This window comes from Vibrio rotiferianus, assembly GCF_002214395.1.
In the GTDB taxonomy this organism is placed as follows: domain Bacteria; phylum Pseudomonadota; class Gammaproteobacteria; order Enterobacterales; family Vibrionaceae; genus Vibrio; species Vibrio rotiferianus.
The window spans coordinates 736,670-752,567 of the sequence record NZ_CP018312.1 but is presented as its reverse complement, the minus strand read 5'-3'; the positions used below and the strand labels follow the sequence as shown (position 1 = coordinate 752,567).

Annotated in this window: 18 protein-coding genes; 4 read left to right on the top strand and 14 right to left on the bottom strand. The window is 44.6% G+C overall.

Translation table 11 applies throughout. From position 1 onward, the window contains the following. Window positions 1-204: 204 nt before the first annotated feature. From BSZ04_RS12595 to BSZ04_RS12580, 4 genes are all read left to right on the top strand, one after another. A complete protein-coding gene (locus BSZ04_RS12595) occupies window positions 205-780 on the top strand; it encodes a sigma-70 family RNA polymerase sigma factor (protein WP_038884331.1) in 576 nt (191 codons plus the stop codon). Beyond that, a complete protein-coding gene (locus BSZ04_RS12590; protein WP_088880503.1) occupies window positions 773-1,504 on the top strand; it encodes a DUF3379 domain-containing protein in 732 nt (243 codons plus the stop codon). The genes BSZ04_RS12595 and BSZ04_RS12590 overlap by 8 nt, the downstream gene beginning before the upstream one ends. Before the next feature lie 298 nt (window positions 1,505-1,802). Further along, on the top strand, window positions 1,803-3,065 hold the full coding sequence (locus tag BSZ04_RS12585; RefSeq protein WP_010449569.1) for an outer membrane protein transport protein: 1,263 nt from the start codon (window positions 1,803-1,805) through the stop codon (window positions 3,063-3,065). Between the two features lie 309 nt (window positions 3,066-3,374). Further along, window positions 3,375-4,688 (top strand): outer membrane protein transport protein, encoded by a 1,314-nt coding sequence (locus BSZ04_RS12580; protein ID WP_071234604.1) that lies wholly within the window; start codon window positions 3,375-3,377, stop codon window positions 4,686-4,688. A 93-nt stretch (window positions 4,689-4,781) separates the two neighbouring features. Here the strand turns inward: BSZ04_RS12580 and BSZ04_RS12575 are convergent, their stop codons facing one another. From BSZ04_RS12575 to BSZ04_RS12510, 14 genes are all read right to left on the bottom strand, one after another. Continuing rightward, window positions 4,782-5,561, bottom strand: coding sequence for an MlaA family lipoprotein (locus tag BSZ04_RS12575; RefSeq protein ID WP_038884327.1), 780 nt, complete (start codon window positions 5,559-5,561; stop codon window positions 4,782-4,784). Between the two features lie 204 nt (window positions 5,562-5,765). Further along, a complete protein-coding gene (ccmI, locus tag BSZ04_RS12570; RefSeq protein ID WP_010449574.1) occupies window positions 5,766-6,983 on the bottom strand; it encodes a c-type cytochrome biogenesis protein CcmI in 1,218 nt (405 codons plus the stop codon). Further along, complete coding sequence (locus tag BSZ04_RS12565) at window positions 6,983-7,468, bottom strand: cytochrome c-type biogenesis protein (protein ID WP_010449575.1); 486 nt, start codon at window positions 7,466-7,468, stop codon at window positions 6,983-6,985. The genes ccmI and BSZ04_RS12565 overlap by 1 nt, the downstream gene beginning before the upstream one ends. Next, the gene (locus BSZ04_RS12560) at window positions 7,465-8,019 is read right to left on the bottom strand and encodes a DsbE family thiol:disulfide interchange protein (protein WP_010449576.1); all 555 of its coding nucleotides are present in this window, start codon (window positions 8,017-8,019) and stop codon (window positions 7,465-7,467) included. Before BSZ04_RS12560 ends, BSZ04_RS12565 begins: the two co-directional genes overlap by 4 nt. Window position 8,020: 1 nt before the next feature. Continuing rightward, window positions 8,021-10,003 carry a heme lyase CcmF/NrfE family subunit gene (locus BSZ04_RS12555; protein WP_010449577.1) on the bottom strand — a complete coding sequence of 661 codons (1,983 nt, stop codon included), beginning with the start codon at window positions 10,001-10,003 and terminating at the stop codon, window positions 8,021-8,023. Beyond that, complete coding sequence (gene ccmE / locus BSZ04_RS12550) at window positions 10,000-10,485, bottom strand: cytochrome c maturation protein CcmE (protein WP_010449578.1); 486 nt, start codon at window positions 10,483-10,485, stop codon at window positions 10,000-10,002. Before ccmE ends, BSZ04_RS12555 begins: the two co-directional genes overlap by 4 nt. Next, a complete protein-coding gene (gene ccmD / locus BSZ04_RS12545) occupies window positions 10,482-10,688 on the bottom strand; it encodes a heme exporter protein CcmD (RefSeq protein ID WP_010449579.1) in 207 nt (68 codons plus the stop codon). Before ccmD ends, ccmE begins: the two co-directional genes overlap by 4 nt. Before the next feature lie 11 nt (window positions 10,689-10,699). Further along, window positions 10,700-11,443: a heme ABC transporter permease gene (locus tag BSZ04_RS12540; RefSeq protein WP_010449580.1), complete on the bottom strand. Its 744-nt coding sequence runs from the start codon at window positions 11,441-11,443 to the stop codon at window positions 10,700-10,702. Between the two features lie 108 nt (window positions 11,444-11,551). Continuing rightward, window positions 11,552-12,220, bottom strand: coding sequence for a heme exporter protein CcmB (gene ccmB / locus BSZ04_RS12535; RefSeq protein WP_088880502.1), 669 nt, complete (start codon window positions 12,218-12,220; stop codon window positions 11,552-11,554). A 1-nt stretch (window position 12,221) separates the two neighbouring features. Next, window positions 12,222-12,839, bottom strand: a complete 618-nt coding sequence (ccmA, locus tag BSZ04_RS12530) for a cytochrome c biogenesis heme-transporting ATPase CcmA (RefSeq protein ID WP_010449583.1) — start codon at window positions 12,837-12,839, stop codon at window positions 12,222-12,224. Window positions 12,840-13,035: 196 nt separating this feature from the next. Further along, entirely contained in the window at window positions 13,036-13,527 is a 492-nt protein-coding gene (locus tag BSZ04_RS12525) for a DUF2802 domain-containing protein (RefSeq protein WP_010449584.1), read from the bottom strand. Further along, window positions 13,527-14,021, bottom strand: a complete 495-nt coding sequence (locus BSZ04_RS12520) for a chemotaxis protein CheW (RefSeq protein WP_010449585.1) — start codon at window positions 14,019-14,021, stop codon at window positions 13,527-13,529. Before BSZ04_RS12520 ends, BSZ04_RS12525 begins: the two co-directional genes overlap by 1 nt. A 36-nt stretch (window positions 14,022-14,057) precedes the next feature. Further along, on the bottom strand, window positions 14,058-15,125 hold the full coding sequence (locus BSZ04_RS12515) for a chemotaxis protein CheW (RefSeq protein WP_088880501.1): 1,068 nt from the start codon (window positions 15,123-15,125) through the stop codon (window positions 14,058-14,060). Then, entirely contained in the window at window positions 15,118-15,894 is a 777-nt protein-coding gene (locus BSZ04_RS12510; RefSeq protein WP_038884864.1) for a ParA family protein, read from the bottom strand. The genes BSZ04_RS12515 and BSZ04_RS12510 overlap by 8 nt, the downstream gene beginning before the upstream one ends. Window positions 15,895-15,898 lie beyond the last annotated feature (4 nt).

The window sequence follows — 15,898 nt, the reverse complement described above, 5'->3', positions numbered from 1 at the left end:
TTATGGTGTTTTTATATATTCCTGTTCACTCAAAGATCAAAAAGAGTATTTGAACGGTATCGAGCTGACAAACGACATCATAAAAAACAATAAAGACAAATTGTCATCGCTCTCGGTAAGCGACTGACTATAAGACTAGTAATTTATGCTGCTGAGCTACATTGATATGTAGTCACTTTGGTATTTAAGACCTCACAGAGCAAGATGGAGGCTCCTGTGGCAATATTTAAAATGTTCGGAAAGAAAAACTCCGACAGTCCGGTCAACTCTGATATGGACAGACAAAGAAAATACGAAGCTCTTGTTCGGGGCTATCACAGAGACTTGTATCGCTACGCATACTGGTTGTGCAAGGATAAAGCGGTTGCAGAAGATTTGGTTCAAGAGACCTGTCTGCGAGCATGGAAGTCGTTGGATAGTCTTCAAGATGAAAAGGCTGCGAAATCTTGGCTTATTACCATATTAAGACGAGAAAACGCGCGCCGCTTCGAACGTAAACAATTTGATTTGGTTGATATCGATGACTATGGCAATGATGCTAAAGTTACCGATGACCCACATCATCAACAGGAATGGCTACAAGCTCAGATCATGAAGCTTGATGTCGAATATCGTGAACCTTTATTTCTTCAAGTTGTGGGCGGTTTCAGTGGAGAAGAAATCGGCAACATTCTTGAACTAAATAAGAACACGGTAATGACGCGCCTATTTCGTGCACGTAATCAATTAAAAGAGATGTTGGATTCTCAAGATACTCAGAGAGGACAAAAAAATGGATGATTTAGAGTTTCGTCGTCGTATTTTGTCGGATCCAAAACAAAAGGATGAAGAGATTCTCCAAGCTATCGCTAGTAACGACGCTAATAGTAAGTTTGTTGATGACGTTTTGGATCTTGACCTAAAGATTAAGCAAGCCATGAATGTGGATGCACCGGAAGATCTTGCTGACAAAATTTTATTTAGCCAGACATCAAACGCACTTGATGAAGATAACGTGGTTAGACCAAACTTTGCACGTAAAGCGATGGCTCTAGCCGCATCCGTTGCCTTTACCGCAGGTTTACTCGTTGGGCAGATCAACTGGGGGAATTTTGTGGTTTCTCCTGCGCAAGCAAGCTTAGCTGATACCGCGATTGAACACGTCATCGCAGAAGAACCGTTTGTGAAAACGTTAAATGAAGACGTTTCAAGCAAACAAGTAAACGCCAAGATGATGCCCTTCCATTACCAGTTTACGAAGAGCTTCCCTTATCACGTTTACTATCTAAACCATTGTGGTTTCGCTGACTCACACGCACTGCACATGGTTTTCGAGGGGTCGAAAGGCAAAGTGACGATGTTCATTACTCAAGTAGAGAGTGATGCAACCGTCGGCTTCGATAAAGATGGAATGACTGGCGTTGTAAAACCTGTTGGGTCCAACAGTATGATCCTAGTAGGTGAAAGCGGTGAAGATGTTGAAACCATCGCTGACAAGCTAGCGACGCTTATTCAGCCGATGTAACAACTTCAGCGAAACTACGCTACTAACAAGTTAAAAGCCGCTAAATTTCGAAATTTGGCGGCTTTTTGTTTATAAAACACCTCAAAAGCATTCACGCCAGCTATTTGATTTAGAGTCAAAACTCTAATTTATGCACTTTAGATGCAATTTCCCGACATTTAGACATCATTTCTGCAATTTTTATTCAAATTTATTCAATGGTCGGATTTGTATGGTCCACTCTTAATACTAATATCTGCGCCACTGAGCAAAAGCTCAACTTATCGTCCAAAGAGACGAAACTAATAAGGAATAAAAAATGACTCAGAACACGCGTCTGTTTAAAAAGACTCTCCTAGCAGTAACGGTTGCAATGGCATCAGGCCAAGCAATGGCAGCTGGTTTCCAGCTAAACGCACAATCAGCGACAGGTATCGGTCGCGCATTCGCAGGTGATGCCGTAATTGCAGATAACGCATCTGTAATGGCTCGTAACCCTGCAGCAATGGCACTATTTGACACAATGGAACTGTCGGTAGGTTTTGAAAGCATTACTTCAATGATTGAAGTAAAAGATGCAACTTACCGCGGTTTAACTGCCCCACTAGGCACACCTTCAAACTACGACGATGCTGGTGACACTTCTATTGCACCCAATATCCACCTAATCGTTCCTGTAAATGACAAATTTGCTTGGGGTGTAAATGCTTACTCTAACTTTGGTACCAAAACTGAGTTTGATGACAGCTTTGTAGCAAAAGAGTACGGCGGCCTGACTGACGTTAAAAGTGCAAACCTCGGCGTTGCGGGCTCTTACCGTCTAAATGAACAATGGAGCTTTGGTGCTGGTCTAGATCTTATCTATGGCCAAGGAACAATGAAGCGCGAACATGGCATGCTAGGTACTCTAGTGGATGTTGATAAAGCTGATGGTTGGGCAGTAGGCTTTAACGTAGGTACGGTTTACGAGTTAGACGAAAACAACCGCTTTGGTTTGTCTTACCGCTACAGCCCAGAGATGGAAGCAAAAGACGACAAAGGTCAGAAAATCACACTTCCTCTACCAGATATGGCAGAGTTCTCTGGCTACCATAAAATTACCGACACTAAGTTTGCCGTACACTACTCTGTTCAGTACATTGGCTGGAGCGCCTTTGATCAGATCGAATTCCGTAACCTTCAGGGCTCACCACTTGGTTCAAGCTACGATAAGCAATACCAATGGCAAGATGGTTGGCACTACGCAATTGGTGGTACTTACTACCTAAACAGCGATTGGACGCTTCGTACAGGTTACATGTACGACACAAGTGCACAAGACTCCCTAACTTCTGTATCGGTTCCTGATTCAGACCGTCAATGGTTCTCAGCAGGCTTCACATACCACATCGATAACAAGTCAAACGTAGACTTTGGCTTTACTTACTTGATGGGTAAAGATGTAGATGTAAACGAGTCAACGCCGAACCCAATGCATGTTCCAGGAAACCCTCTAACAGGGCCTGCAAACATCTCATCGCTATCAGCGACAACCCATGCAGACGCGATTCTATTCGGCTTACAATACAGCCGCAGCTTCTAAGCAGTAAGCGACGAACTAATATAATCACTCTCTATGTAAAAGGCTGGAATTCCAGCCTTTTTTCTTATCTATTCCAGATAACTCCCTGTATTTAAGCGCACAACTGTACCTCTAAGACACCATTATAACTCACAGTTGTTCGCTGAGTTTTATTCACACAGCAGTTACAGTCAGATAAAGATTCTACAAAACGCTCATTTTTTAGGAATTTAGACCAAAAACACTGTTTTATTGGATTTTCGTTTTTAAAGTAATAACTCTAGTCGTAAAATTTCGCCCCACGTTATAAATAACTCAGCGAACATTACAATGAAAACCAACAAGACTCTCCTTTCAGCAGCAGTGGCATTTGGCCTATTGAGCACATCAGGTGTTGCAAACGCAGCAGGTTTCCAACTTGCAGAGTACTCAGCAACAGGCCTAGGCCGTGCATACGCTGGCGAAGCAGCAATGGCTGATAACGCAAGTTCACAATGGCGTAACCCAGCAATGCTAACTTACCTAGAAGGTACCCAAGTGTCTGTTGGCGCTATCTATGTAAACCCAAACATTGATGTTAATGGCACGACAACTGCTAAGAACCCAATTACTGGCCAGCCAATCTATCACTCTGCATCTTCAAAAGACTTTGCTCATGATGCCATCATTCCAAACTTCTACCTGTCTCACCAATACAATGAAAAGTTTGCTATTGGTCTTGCGTTCGGTACGAACTACGGCATGGAAACTAACTTAGGTAAAGACTTTGCTGCAGCGAACTTCGGCAACGAAGCGAGCGTAACGTCAATGGAGGCGAACCTAAACGCGGCATACAAGCTAAGCGAAGCATTTAGCATTGGTGGTGGTATTCGTTACGTTATCGCTGACGGCAGTATTGGTGCGGTAATGCCTCCTCATATGGGTCCATATGCAGGCAAAACACTTAAATACATGGAAGGTGATGACAAAGCTTGGGGTTGGCAAGTTGGTGCTGCATGGCAAATCAACGAAGATAACCGCATTGGCTTTGCTTACAAATCTGAAGTTGAGCTAAACCTTGAAGGGCATGCTGAAGGTTTAGGGTTCGACCTTGTGGCTCCTGTCGCGAAACCGCGTTACAACGGTTCTATGGAGTTAGCGCTTCCTGCAACTGCAGAACTAGCAAGTTTCCACCAATTAAATGACCAACTAGCAGTACACGCAAGCATTAACTGGACAGATTGGAGCAGCTTTAAAGAACTAGTTGCAAATATCCCTGAGTTTGGCGGTAATGCCGATCAACTAGTAAAAACTGAAAACTGGGAAGATAACTACCGCTTTGCTGTAGGTACAACTTACAAACTAGATCAAAAATGGACACTGCGTTCAGGTGTTGCGTACGACATGTCAGCTGTTGATGACAAGTACCGTACGACGACAATTCCAGAGACTGACCGTCTATGGCTAAGTGTTGGTGCTGGTTATGAGTGGTCTAAGAACCTGACATTAGATGCTGGCTTCACATACATTTTCGCAAAAGATGCACCTATCAGTGAGCCTCGTGATGCTTCTGACAATGCTGCAGCAGCTTTTGGTGGAACATTTGAAGGTGAAGTAACTGGTAACGTTTGGCTGATTGGTGTTCAAGCGAACTACAAGTTCTAACTTGAACGCTATTTATCGATAAACGAAAGTTACCGATAAAAAGAAAGGCTTGGTAAAAACCAAGCCTTTTTGTTTTTCGACTTACTGATGCGTTTAGAAGTCTTCTTCCAAGTACTCATCCAAGTATGCTTCTTCGTCTTCATCCACGTCATCAGTATTGTTGATTTCTGCTTTGAAATCTTGACGTTGGAGATAAATATCACGCGTTAACACGTATGGATCTGGCGACGCTTCAAGCTGCGCTTCTTGTGGTACCACCAATGCACGTTTTTCCATGCCCTCAAGCGCCCACTTGCCTAAGCCTGCCCAGAAGTTAAGGTAAGAAAGCGGCACATACATGCCATCAACCGTATCTGTCACTTCACGCAATGTATAAGGTCCATAACCCGGTATCATAAAATATGGCCCATTACCTACGCCATAGTGACCTACCGCATCGCTAAAGGCTTTATTATCATACTTAGTAATACCTGCGGCAGTTGCTATATCAAACACCCCAAAGATACCAAAAGTAGTATTAATCCAAAAACGGTTAAAGTGATCCACCGCTTTCGTGCCGTTACCCATCACTAGGTTGTTTACGACACTCGCAGGTTCATCTAAGTTTGCTAGTACGTTCGCGATCCCCGATCGAATAGGTACAGGTGTGTAATCGACATAAGCTAGAGAAATTGGGCGTACTAGATATGGGTCTAGGTAATCGTAGTTTATTTCCCACATTGCTCGGTTAAAGCCTTCAAGTGGATCATAAACACTAGAGGTCGAGTTATTAACTTCACTTTCTTCGCTTGTTACTTCTTCAGGTGCAGATGAGCAACCAGTTAAGCCAACGGCAAGAAGTAGCAAAAAGGCAGATTTACCCTTGTTATACATTGTCTGTTCCATACGAACTATTACTATACCTAAATGTCCTTAGCTGCAGCATACAAGCTAAAGCGTGTATAAAAAGTCACTTGGGTATAAAAATAAACGAAGGCCAGCAAAGCTGACCTTCGTCATTCTACTCTATAGTTGGTGGGCGTACCACAAAGTGGTAAACACATTCACTATGGGCAGCGCATACAATAAGCGTTACAACTATTGATATTGGTTATTAATGGTAACTTCTACTGGCTGACCAAAATCAACAACTTGGCTTTCACCGTGCCAATCTTGATCACGTGTTGCTACATTACCGTCAGAGTCAACGCGAACACGTACGATCAACTTATCCAGTGAAGAAAGCTTTTGACCATCCATCATTGCATTGCCATCGTCCAATACAACGGTGCGAGGGAATGTACCCAATGGGTAACGGGCTGCAGCAACTGGCATTGGAGAGCCATCTGCACGATGAACCGATACAATCAATACCGCACTTGGATCCAGCTGCACGTCAGGTGCAACCTTAATGGTAACGGCCACACTCTTATCTGGTGACACCGCTTCGCCCATTTGCTTACGCGCACTTTCAATGCTGCGTCCCAGCATTTCATAACGGCTGTCTTCTGGACCAATCATTTGTTGCATGATACCCCAGTACTTAATTGCCGCTGGGAAATCTTGACGTTCGAATGCATCAAATGCAAGTAGCGAGAATACACGTAGATCGACGTAATCTTGCTGCATCAACTTACCTAGCAGCGAACGCGCTGTCGCCTGATCCATGTCGTCTTGAGAAAGCATTAGAGCTTGCGCGTAACCAAGTTGGACATCAGGATCATTCGGCTCTAGTTTGTATGCTTTTTCCATTGCATCAATTGAAGTTGTTACATCGCGATTAGCCAGAGCGATACGACCTAGTAGCAACCAACCTGTCGAATCTTCTGGCTGGTAGTGTAGACGAGTACGAAGCGCCAAAGATAAGTCGGCCATTTCATCATCACTTAATGGCTCAGATGAAGCAGACATCAACTTTTTAGAAAGCTCAGGAAGGTTAGATGTCACCTCTTGCCACTGCACCACATCTTGAGAAGCACCAAACTTGTAGTACAAACCATAGCTCAGAGCTACAGTCAGAATCACAGATGGAATCAAGACGGCAATCGGGGAAACCTTGGTTTCTTTCTGCGTTTTTTCTCCTGGAATGTCATCCAGAAGAGATTGTTTTAGATCTGAAATCAGGTCATCTTGACTCTCAACCAGACCTTCATCTGTTTCTTCAGCAAGTTCAGAAAGGCGGTCTTTATAGAACGCCTTGTTGAGTTCATCACGTAACACTTCATCGTTGTTGGCTTTTTGCTTAAGCAATGGTAGTGCAACTAACGCACACGCTATCAGCGTTAGAACAACGGTAGAAATCCAAAATAGTGTCATTACTTCTTATCTCCGTTGTTCTCGTCATCAAGCAGTGATTTAAGGCGCGCCTCTTTATCCGCGTCCCATTGCTCATCATTAGCTTGTACGGCTTTCGCTTTTGATTTTCGGCTACGTAGCACGATCAAACCAAAGCCACCTAGTACCACTGCTAGCGGCCCTAGCCACAGAATTGCAGTCGCAAAAGTAAACGGAGGATTGTAAGTCACGAAATTACCATAACGAGCAATCATGTAATCCACGATCTCATCTTTCGACTTACCTTCTTTGGTCATTTCGTACACTTTGTGGCGTAGGTCTTGAGCCAACTCCGCATTCGAATCAGAGATTGTGTTGTTCTGACATTTTGGACAACGCAGAGTATGACCAAGTTCTTTGAACTGCTGTTCTTGCTCTAGGTTATCAAACTCATACACTTCAATCGCTGCATGGGCAGCAAGAGAAAACGTCAAGGCAGCGAAAGCCGCTAGAATTAACTTTCTCATTGCTTCGCCTCCTCTACTAACTTGGTGTAAAGCGGTTCCAATGTTTCCGCCCAGTTACGTGGATTTACATCACCGACATGGCGGTAACGAATCACACCATTTGCATCGATAATGAACGTTTCAGGAGCACCGTATACACCTAGGTCTAGACCTAGCATACCACTACCATCAAACAAGCTGATCAGGTATGGGTTACCAAGGTCATTCAACCAACCGATGGCTTTGTTACGATCATCTTTGTAGTTCATACCGATGATCTTAACGCCTTTACCAGCCAATTCGTTTAGGTATTTATGCTCAGCATAACAAGTCGGACACCACGTCGCCCAAACGTTAAGCAGCAAAGGTTCGCCTTTGAAAATAGACTGATCGTATTGCTTGCCTGGTTCCGCGAGATCTTCTAAGTGAAACTCAGGAACAGGTTTACCAACTAATACAGATTCGAGCTTAGTTGGATCGTCACCGTCTTGGTTGCGAACTAACTGAGTTGCAAAGATACCCGCTAATACCATGAAAGCGACCAACGGGATAAACAAGACTTTCTTATTCATTTTATGCCTCCTTCTCCGCTAGCTTTGACTTTTCGTCTTTCTTAGCCGTTTTTCGGAATCGGTAGCGTCTATCAGAGATAGCCAGTGCACCACCCAAAGACATGATCAATGAACCAGCCCAGATCCAACGAACGAATGGTTTGTAGTAAATACGTACTGCCCAAGAACGGTTGTCGTCTAGACGCTCACCCATTGCGATGTATAGATCGCGAGTGATACCACGGTCGATTGCCGCTTCTGTCATCATTGACTTCGCCGTACGGTAGAAACGTTTCTCAGCGTGTAGTGTGTTCACATACTTACCATCATTGGTGATTTCGAAGTCCGCGATGTAACCATCGTAGTTTGGACCATCTTTGTCACGTAAGCCTGAGAAGTAGAAATCGTAACCGTAAATCTTAAAGTGCTCACCAGGTGCCAAGCGTACATCACGTTCGATGCTGTAGTTTTGCACCATTGCAATACCTATCACGGTAACCGCAAGACCAATGTGACCCAGCATCATTGCCCAGTGGCTACGTTGAAGTTTACGAACACCTTCGCCGAAGCTATGACGGTGCGTAGCGCGCTCGTACAACTCAAAGCCATGCATTGCGATGATCCAGATTGCCATCACCCAACCGACGTAAGCCATCACAGAGAAGAAGTCAGCGAACAGGTACACGCACACGGCAGCCAATGCGAAAGCAAGCACACCAGAAACAATCATTGGCTTAATAAGCTTAGATAGATTGTCGCGCTTCCAACGAATCATAGGACCAATACCTAATAGGAAGGCAAACGGCATCATCAACCATGCGAACAGCATGTCGAAGAATGGTGCACCGATAGATACTGAACCAAGACCAATTTGTTTGTGAACCAATGGCAACAAGGTACCAACCAATACTACGACTAGCGCAGCAATCAGAAGAACGTTGTTAGCAAGTAGCGCGTTCTCACGCGACACCAAATCAAAATTACCACGTACGCGAACCGCTGCCCCTTTCACTGCGAATAGCAGGAGTGAGCCACCGATTACAAAGACTAGGAAACCTAGGATAAACATACCGCGAGATGGATCAGACGCGAACGCGTGTACCGATACCAAGATACCGGAACGAACCAAGAAAGTGCCTAGCAAACTTAATGAGAATGCTGAGATCGCTAGAAGTACTGTCCACGCTTTAAATGTACCGCGTTTTTCTGTTACCGCTAGAGAGTGCATTAATGCTGTACCCGCCAGCCAAGGCATGAATGATGCGTTTTCTACTGGATCCCAGAACCACCAGCCGCCCCAGCCAAGCTCGTAGTAAGCCCACCAAGAGCCAAGTGCAATACCTAGTGTTAGGAATACCCAAGCTGCCGTTGTCCAAGGACGAGACCAACGAGCCCAAGCCGTATCAAGACGACCTGTCATTAAAGACGCAATCGCAAACGAGAATGCAACCGAGAAACCTACGTAACCCATGTAAAGCATTGGTGGGTGAACGATCAAACCCGGGTCTTGAAGAAGTGGGTTCAAATCACGACCATCTACCGGGAAGAATGGCAGTGTACGTAGGAATGGGTTTGAAGTAAGAATGATAAACAGTAAGAAGCCCACTGAGATCATACCCATTACAGCAAGTACACGTGCCACAGATTCTTGTGGCATGCCACGGCTGAAAGTCGCCACAGCAACTGTCCATGCGGCTTGGATAAGCACCCAAAGCAATAATGAACCTTCGTGCGCCCCCCAAACTGCCGTCAAACGGTAGTACCAAGGTAATTGGCTGTTTGAGTTACTTGCTACGTATTGCAGCGTGAAGTCGTTGGTATAAAAACCCCAACACAAAATAGCAAATGAGAAAAACAACATGATAAACATCGACCATGAAAGCGGTCGTGCTGTGTTCATCAGCATAGTGTTGTTATTTGATGCGCCCCATAATGGCAGCACACTTAGGAGCACCGCCATCGCAAGCGAGAGTATGAGGGCAAAGTGACCGATTTCTGCAATCATTGGTCGCTTCCTTGTTTTTGTTCAGTGGTGTACTGCAAAGGTTCATGTGTTTTCTTCATTGCTTCTGCAATTTCAGGTGGCATGTACTCTTCATCGTGTTTCGCTAGAACCTCGAAAGCTTTCACGGTAGTCGCATCTTCAAGTACGCCTTGAGCAACAATACCTTGCCCTTCTCGGAACAAATCCGGAAGAATACCTTCATAAACGATGGTTACTTTAGGGCCAACGTCATGGAGGTCAAAACGTACTTTTAGCGATTCAGGGTCTCGGCGTACCGAACCTTCAACGACCATACCGCCAATTCGAAGGCGCTGACCAACTTCTGGCTTTGTACCATCAGGTTTACCGTTCACCAATTCCGTCGGCGTGTAGAATAGATCCATATTTTGGTTGAGCGCATAAAGCATCAAACCGATGGTGGCACTAATACCGATAAAGATCGCTAAAACGATGCCTAGCCTCTTTTTACGTCTCGGGTTCATAACGTGTTCTCCATATTCTTCGCCGCGTCGATACGCGATTGACGATCAATTTTCGCTTTCACCTCTTTCAACAGTGCATCCCCACGGCGGATACTTGAAATCAGAAGAATAAGCATAGATAAGAATGTAATACCAAACGCGCTCCATACATAAGCTGCGTAACCACCCATGGCAAATAGTTCGCTCAGAGATTCAAAATGCATAATCAATTACCTCACTGAGTTTTTTCAGTCGCGAGCTTACGCACCCAAGGGCGGTGACTCTCTTTGCTGATAATTTCGTTACGGAAGCGCACCATAGTGACGGCGCCAAAGAAGAACGCAAAACCAAAGATGTTTAGCAATAATGGCCAAAGCATGTTGGATGAGATGGATGGTTTTTCAAATTTAGTAATAGTCGCGCCTTGGTGTAACGTGTTCCACCATTCGACTGAGAAGTGAATGATTGGTAGGTTAACAACACCCACGATAGCCAAAATGCCGGCTGCTTTCGCTGCTGTTTTCTGATCGTCAAACGCGTGGTACAACGCTATAACGCCAAGGTAAAGGAATAGAAGAATAAGCTCTGAAGTTAGGCGTGCATCCCATACCCACCAAGTACCCCACATTGGTTTACCCCAAACGGCCCCTGTAAGTAGGGCAATAAAGGTAAATACCGCACCAATTGGAGCCATTGCAAGTGCAGCCATATCTGAAAGGCGAACCTGCCACACTAAACCGATAAATGCGGCGATAGCCATAGACATGTACACACCCATCGACCAAATAGCCGAAGGTACGTGGATGTAGATGATTCGGAAACTATCACCTTGTTGGTAGTCCGAAGGCGCAAAGGCAAGGCCCCAAACGGTACCAACCGATAAGCATACGAGGGCCAATGCTGCAAACCAAGGGAGCAGTTTACCACTAAGGTGATAGGCTGCTTCTGGCTTGGCGTAAGGATGTAGCCATTTCCACATGTTAAGTTCTCACTCTTACTTCAGGGACACTGTCGAGACGGCCGAGACCGTAGCAGTGCTTTAATAATAATTCTTTGATCAAACGTCGCTTAAATTGCTTTTATTGAGTTAGTTAACACTAACTCGCAATGCTGCGCTGATGGCGAATGGCGTAAGGGTCATCGCTCCCATCAGCATTGCGCCTAAAATTGCCAGTTGTCCGTTATACGACATACCTAATGCCGCAGCATCAATTGCGGACGTTGCGAAAATCAGAATCGGGATGTAGAGCGGAAGAATGAGCAAACTCAAAAGAACGCCGCCTTTTTGCAACCCAACCGTCAGTGCTACGCCAATAGCACCGATAAAACTCAGCGTCGGTGTACCAATAACTAATGTCAGAACAATCGATAGCCAAGTATTAAAATCAAGAGAAAGCAGAACCGCCAATAAAGGGCTGATTAAAATCAGAGGCAATCCCGTCAGTAACCAGTGAGCTATGACCTTGGAAATCACAACAAGTTGCAGTGGAATCGGCATCAGCATCATTTGCTCAAGTGCACCATCTTGATAATCATCACGGAATAAACGCTCTAATGATAATAAGGCAGACAGCAGCGCAGCAACCCAAACAATGCCAGCTGCAATACGTGCTAACAAATTAGGCTCAGGACCGATGCTGAGAGGGAAAAGTGTGATCACGATGATGAAGAACCACAACGGGTTCAAGATGTCCGCTTGACGGCGAAATGCAATCAAAAGCTCGCGGCGGATAATGGTAGTCATGGCCGAAATCATATCAATCACCCAGTTTTATTTTTCTAAGTTTCGGGCTGTCTGCAAACATATCTTGGTGCGTGGTTAAGATCACGATCCCGCCGTTATCTGCATGACTTGCGAATAGAGACTCGAGCACTTTAACGCCTTGCTTATCAATTGCAGTAAGAGGCTCGTCCAGAATCCATAAGATTTGATTACTTAACCACAGCCGTGCCAACGCAACACGACGCTGCTGTCCAGCAGAAAGCTGTGCAACAGGCACGTCTTCTCTGCCCGCGAGCCCCACTTGAGTGAGCGCAGCAAAGATATCTTCGTTAGAGGAACGATTATTATGGATAGATTGGTAAAAGCGCAGGTTTTCAAACGCGGTCAGTTCACGCTTAACACCTGTTTGATGCCCTAAGAAAAGTAAATCTTGATGGAAAACATCACGAGATTTCTCAACCTCTTCTCCCTTCCATTTAATGATACCTTCGTCTCTATCACCTAACCCAGTGACAATACGTAGCAATGTCGTTTTTCCGGTGCCGTTACGTCCTTCAATTTGGACCAATTCACCAGGTCTAATTTCGAATTGCAGGTTTTCAAACAGGACCCTTTCATCACGGATCGCAGTTAGGTTAGAGACTTCTAACATAGGGCTTCAACTAAAAAATGAACGAGCCGCTATATTAACACAGCTTAGTTGTGACAAAACAGGATAAGAAAGCGATGATGTATGTAAGTTCGTGAGTTTTTGTTAACTTACTGTCACATTTTAATAAAATTAACTATAACTGGTTATAAGCTTTTATTTTAAAAATAAAAAAGGAGCCGAAGCTCCTAAGTTTTGTTTATCGACGTCTTCCTCGCGAGGGGTGTCGATGCTCATCAGAAGGGTGCCCACTTAAAGGTGGAATTTTTTCCTTACCTGCAAGCTTCTTCTGTAAAGAGAGCATCAATTCCGCCTCTGCTTTTGGTAGTTCGCACTCTTCGATCAGCTCATTGATATCAGCACCCAATTGAACCATTTTTGTTGCTCGGCTATACAAACGTCCGTCTGTATCCGCATGCTCAAGTTCATGTATGCGCTCGCTTAAATGCTGGATGATATCTTGCTGCTCTGAAACTTTTTGCCCTAATCCAATGACAACCGAACGAACTTCCAATAGCTGTTTATTGAGTTTTTGAGTCTCTTTCTCTGCATGGCGATACTGAGCACGCTGCTGATCCAATTGCTTTTGCAATCCAGAGCGTATCCGTGCAACCGATAACAGCAAGACTAAGACAATAAAGACAACCCCACCAATAATAAGCGGGGCTGAAAGGAAGGAGTCTTCAATCATTATAGGTGAGCCATCTCATCCCATTCGTCTTCGCTTAGTAGCTTGTTCAAATCAACTAGGATTAGCAACTTACCATCACGGTTGCTCACACCTTGGATGAACTTAGCACTTTCATCAGTACCTACTGAAGGCGTAGTGTCGATCTCTGACGAACGTAGGTAAACAACTTCTGCTACGCTATCTACAAGAATACCAATAACTTGACGTTCTGATTCAATCACGATGATACGAGTGTTATCTGTTACTTCGCCTTCCATTAGGCCAAAGCGCGAACGCGTATCAATAACGGTAACCACATTACCACGTAGGTTGATAATACCTAGAACGTAATCTGGCGCACCTGGAACTGGTGCAATTTCAGTGTAGCGAAGCACTTCACGAACTTGCATTACATTGATGCCGTAAGTTTCTTCTTCTAGTTGGAACGTCACCCACTGAAGAACTTCGTCATTCGATGTATCTTTCTTCACTTCTACTTCAAAAGCTTGAGACATAGTAAATCCTCGTTTATGTCGTTCCCGACCACAATTCTATTTTAGTGATTTTACATCTAAACCAGCGTTTAGCATGCCAATTAGTGCATGGACATGAATTAAAGCACACATTTTTTCTTTAACCATGCCAGCAAGCCAAGGTCTCTTGCCTGCTTGTTCACGCCAGCGCACTTTGTCCACATTTAGTGTTTCGGTGCCAAGTAATTGATTACTTGCCAGCCCCCACATACTTTCACCAAGCATCACTACATATTCGTAGCTATCTTTGTATTCGTCGCTCGAAAGCTTATCGGGCATCACCCATTTAGCGGTATCGACAACGTCGTATTGATTCTCTCTGCTGGTTTGAAGGCCCAAATACCAATCCGGGCGACCAATCAAATGGTTCAATTCAGCAATTCTGTGTATTCCACCGAGCTCATCCAGAGGAACCGCAAAAGTGACACCATTGACATCAAAGTACAGAACCTGAAAATCTTCACTTCGCTGCGTACTCTCCCACTCTCTTGATGGCTCGGGGCCTGCTTGAGTATCGAGCTCGACTTCCACCTCTAAGTCTGTATCAACAATCGGTTCAACAATCGGTTCAACAATCTCTTCTACAGGCTCGATGGCGACCGTTTCAAGAGCACTATCTGGCATAGAAGGCTCTTCGATGGTCCATTCTTGAATTTCTTCTTCAACCGCGACTTGTTCCGCAACCTCAACTTCAACCTCTTGGTGCTTGGTCTCAGATGCAATATCAATCGTGTTCTGTTCCAGAATATCGTCAATATCCAGCTCTGCGACCACATTCGTCGACTCAAGCTGGCTAAGAAGTCGTTGCACATCCTCAAGATTTGGTGCTTCTAGCTCTGGAGAATATACCTCATGGTATTGATAAGATTCTGGTTGTGAATATTCAAGCTTCAGCTCTGGCTCTGGCTCTGGCTCTGGCTCTGGCTCTGGCTCTGGCTCTGGCTCTGGCTCTGGCTCTTCAGAGCTTAATTCCTGTTCTAGTAAGTCAAGAGGACTTTCTTGCGATTCAAACTCTTCATCAAGTAAAGCACTAAAATAGTCATCTAGTGCTTGCTCACTCGAAAGTACTGGCTCATGTTCACTCATCAATTGCTAACCTCTCTAGATAGATCAGCAACTGTTTATAAGCAAAGACCCCTCGGCTTCCTGATGCAAAGTGCGACGCTGGTAAGCGCTTCAAACTTGCATCTCTAAACTTAGTATCAATTGGCACTGCTGAAGTCCAAACCTTGTCAGGGTAATCTTTCTTCAACTGGGTCAATGTCTGCAAAGATGCTTTGGTGCGTTTGTCATACATCGTAGGTACGATCGTTACTTTAAACTCATCTTTGCGAGACTTTTGCATGATGGTCAAAGTGCGAATCATCCGTTCCAAACCTTTCATTGCCAAAAATTCAGTTTGGACAGGAATCAAAATTCGATCGCTTGCAGCAAGTGCATTTACCATCATTACACCAAGTATTGGCGGGCAATCAATCAGTACATAATCGTAATCTTGTTCGACTGCTTGTAGGGCTCTTTTTAAGATCAGCCCCATACCGCTGCGATTCCCCATCACTCGATCAAGCGTCGCTAATGACATATGAGCAGGGATAATATCGATGCCTTCAACCTGAGTTTCAAGAATCAATGGACGAACTGTACTACTGTTAAACGTTCTTAGCTGGAAAAGGTCGAACAAGCTTGAACTCACCGCATCTGGGTCAAAGCCAAGGTAGGTCGTCAACGATGCATGAGGGTCGGTATCAACCATCAATACACGATGCCCTTTTTGGCTTAACAAACCAGCTAACGTCACAGTCGATGTCGTTTTTCCTACACCACCTTTTTGGTTAGCTACACTCCAAACGATCATGATT

Bases quoted from the DNA above. Each gene is read 5' to 3' on its own strand.
- BSZ04_RS12595 (WP_038884331.1), top strand. From the start codon at position 205: ATGGAGGCTCCTGTGGCAATATTTAAAATGTTCGGAAAGAAAAACTCC.
- BSZ04_RS12590 (WP_088880503.1), top strand. From the start codon at position 773: ATGGATGATTTAGAGTTTCGTCGTCGTATTTTGTCGGATCCAAAACAA.
- BSZ04_RS12585 (WP_010449569.1), top strand. From the start codon at position 1,803: ATGACTCAGAACACGCGTCTGTTTAAAAAGACTCTCCTAGCAGTAACG.
- BSZ04_RS12580 (WP_071234604.1), top strand. From the start codon at position 3,375: ATGAAAACCAACAAGACTCTCCTTTCAGCAGCAGTGGCATTTGGCCTA.
- BSZ04_RS12575 (WP_038884327.1), bottom strand. From the start codon at position 5,561: ATGTATAACAAGGGTAAATCTGCCTTTTTGCTACTTCTTGCCGTTGGC.
- ccmI (WP_010449574.1), bottom strand. From the start codon at position 6,983: ATGACACTATTTTGGATTTCTACCGTTGTTCTAACGCTGATAGCGTGT.
- BSZ04_RS12565 (WP_010449575.1), bottom strand. From the start codon at position 7,468: ATGAGAAAGTTAATTCTAGCGGCTTTCGCTGCCTTGACGTTTTCTCTT.
- BSZ04_RS12560 (WP_010449576.1), bottom strand. From the start codon at position 8,019: ATGAATAAGAAAGTCTTGTTTATCCCGTTGGTCGCTTTCATGGTATTA.
- BSZ04_RS12555 (WP_010449577.1), bottom strand. From the start codon at position 10,003: ATGATTGCAGAAATCGGTCACTTTGCCCTCATACTCTCGCTTGCGATG.
- ccmE (WP_010449578.1), bottom strand. From the start codon at position 10,485: ATGAACCCGAGACGTAAAAAGAGGCTAGGCATCGTTTTAGCGATCTTT.
- ccmD (WP_010449579.1), bottom strand. From the start codon at position 10,688: ATGCATTTTGAATCTCTGAGCGAACTATTTGCCATGGGTGGTTACGCA.
- BSZ04_RS12540 (WP_010449580.1), bottom strand. From the start codon at position 11,443: ATGTGGAAATGGCTACATCCTTACGCCAAGCCAGAAGCAGCCTATCAC.
- ccmB (WP_088880502.1), bottom strand. From the start codon at position 12,220: ATGATTTCGGCCATGACTACCATTATCCGCCGCGAGCTTTTGATTGCA.
- ccmA (WP_010449583.1), bottom strand. From the start codon at position 12,839: ATGTTAGAAGTCTCTAACCTAACTGCGATCCGTGATGAAAGGGTCCTG.
- BSZ04_RS12525 (WP_010449584.1), bottom strand. From the start codon at position 13,527: ATGATTGAAGACTCCTTCCTTTCAGCCCCGCTTATTATTGGTGGGGTT.
- BSZ04_RS12520 (WP_010449585.1), bottom strand. From the start codon at position 14,021: ATGTCTCAAGCTTTTGAAGTAGAAGTGAAGAAAGATACATCGAATGAC.
- BSZ04_RS12515 (WP_088880501.1), bottom strand. From the start codon at position 15,125: ATGAGTGAACATGAGCCAGTACTTTCGAGTGAGCAAGCACTAGATGAC.
- BSZ04_RS12510 (WP_038884864.1), bottom strand. From the start codon at position 15,894: ATGATCGTTTGGAGTGTAGCTAACCAAAAAGGTGGTGTAGGAAAAACG.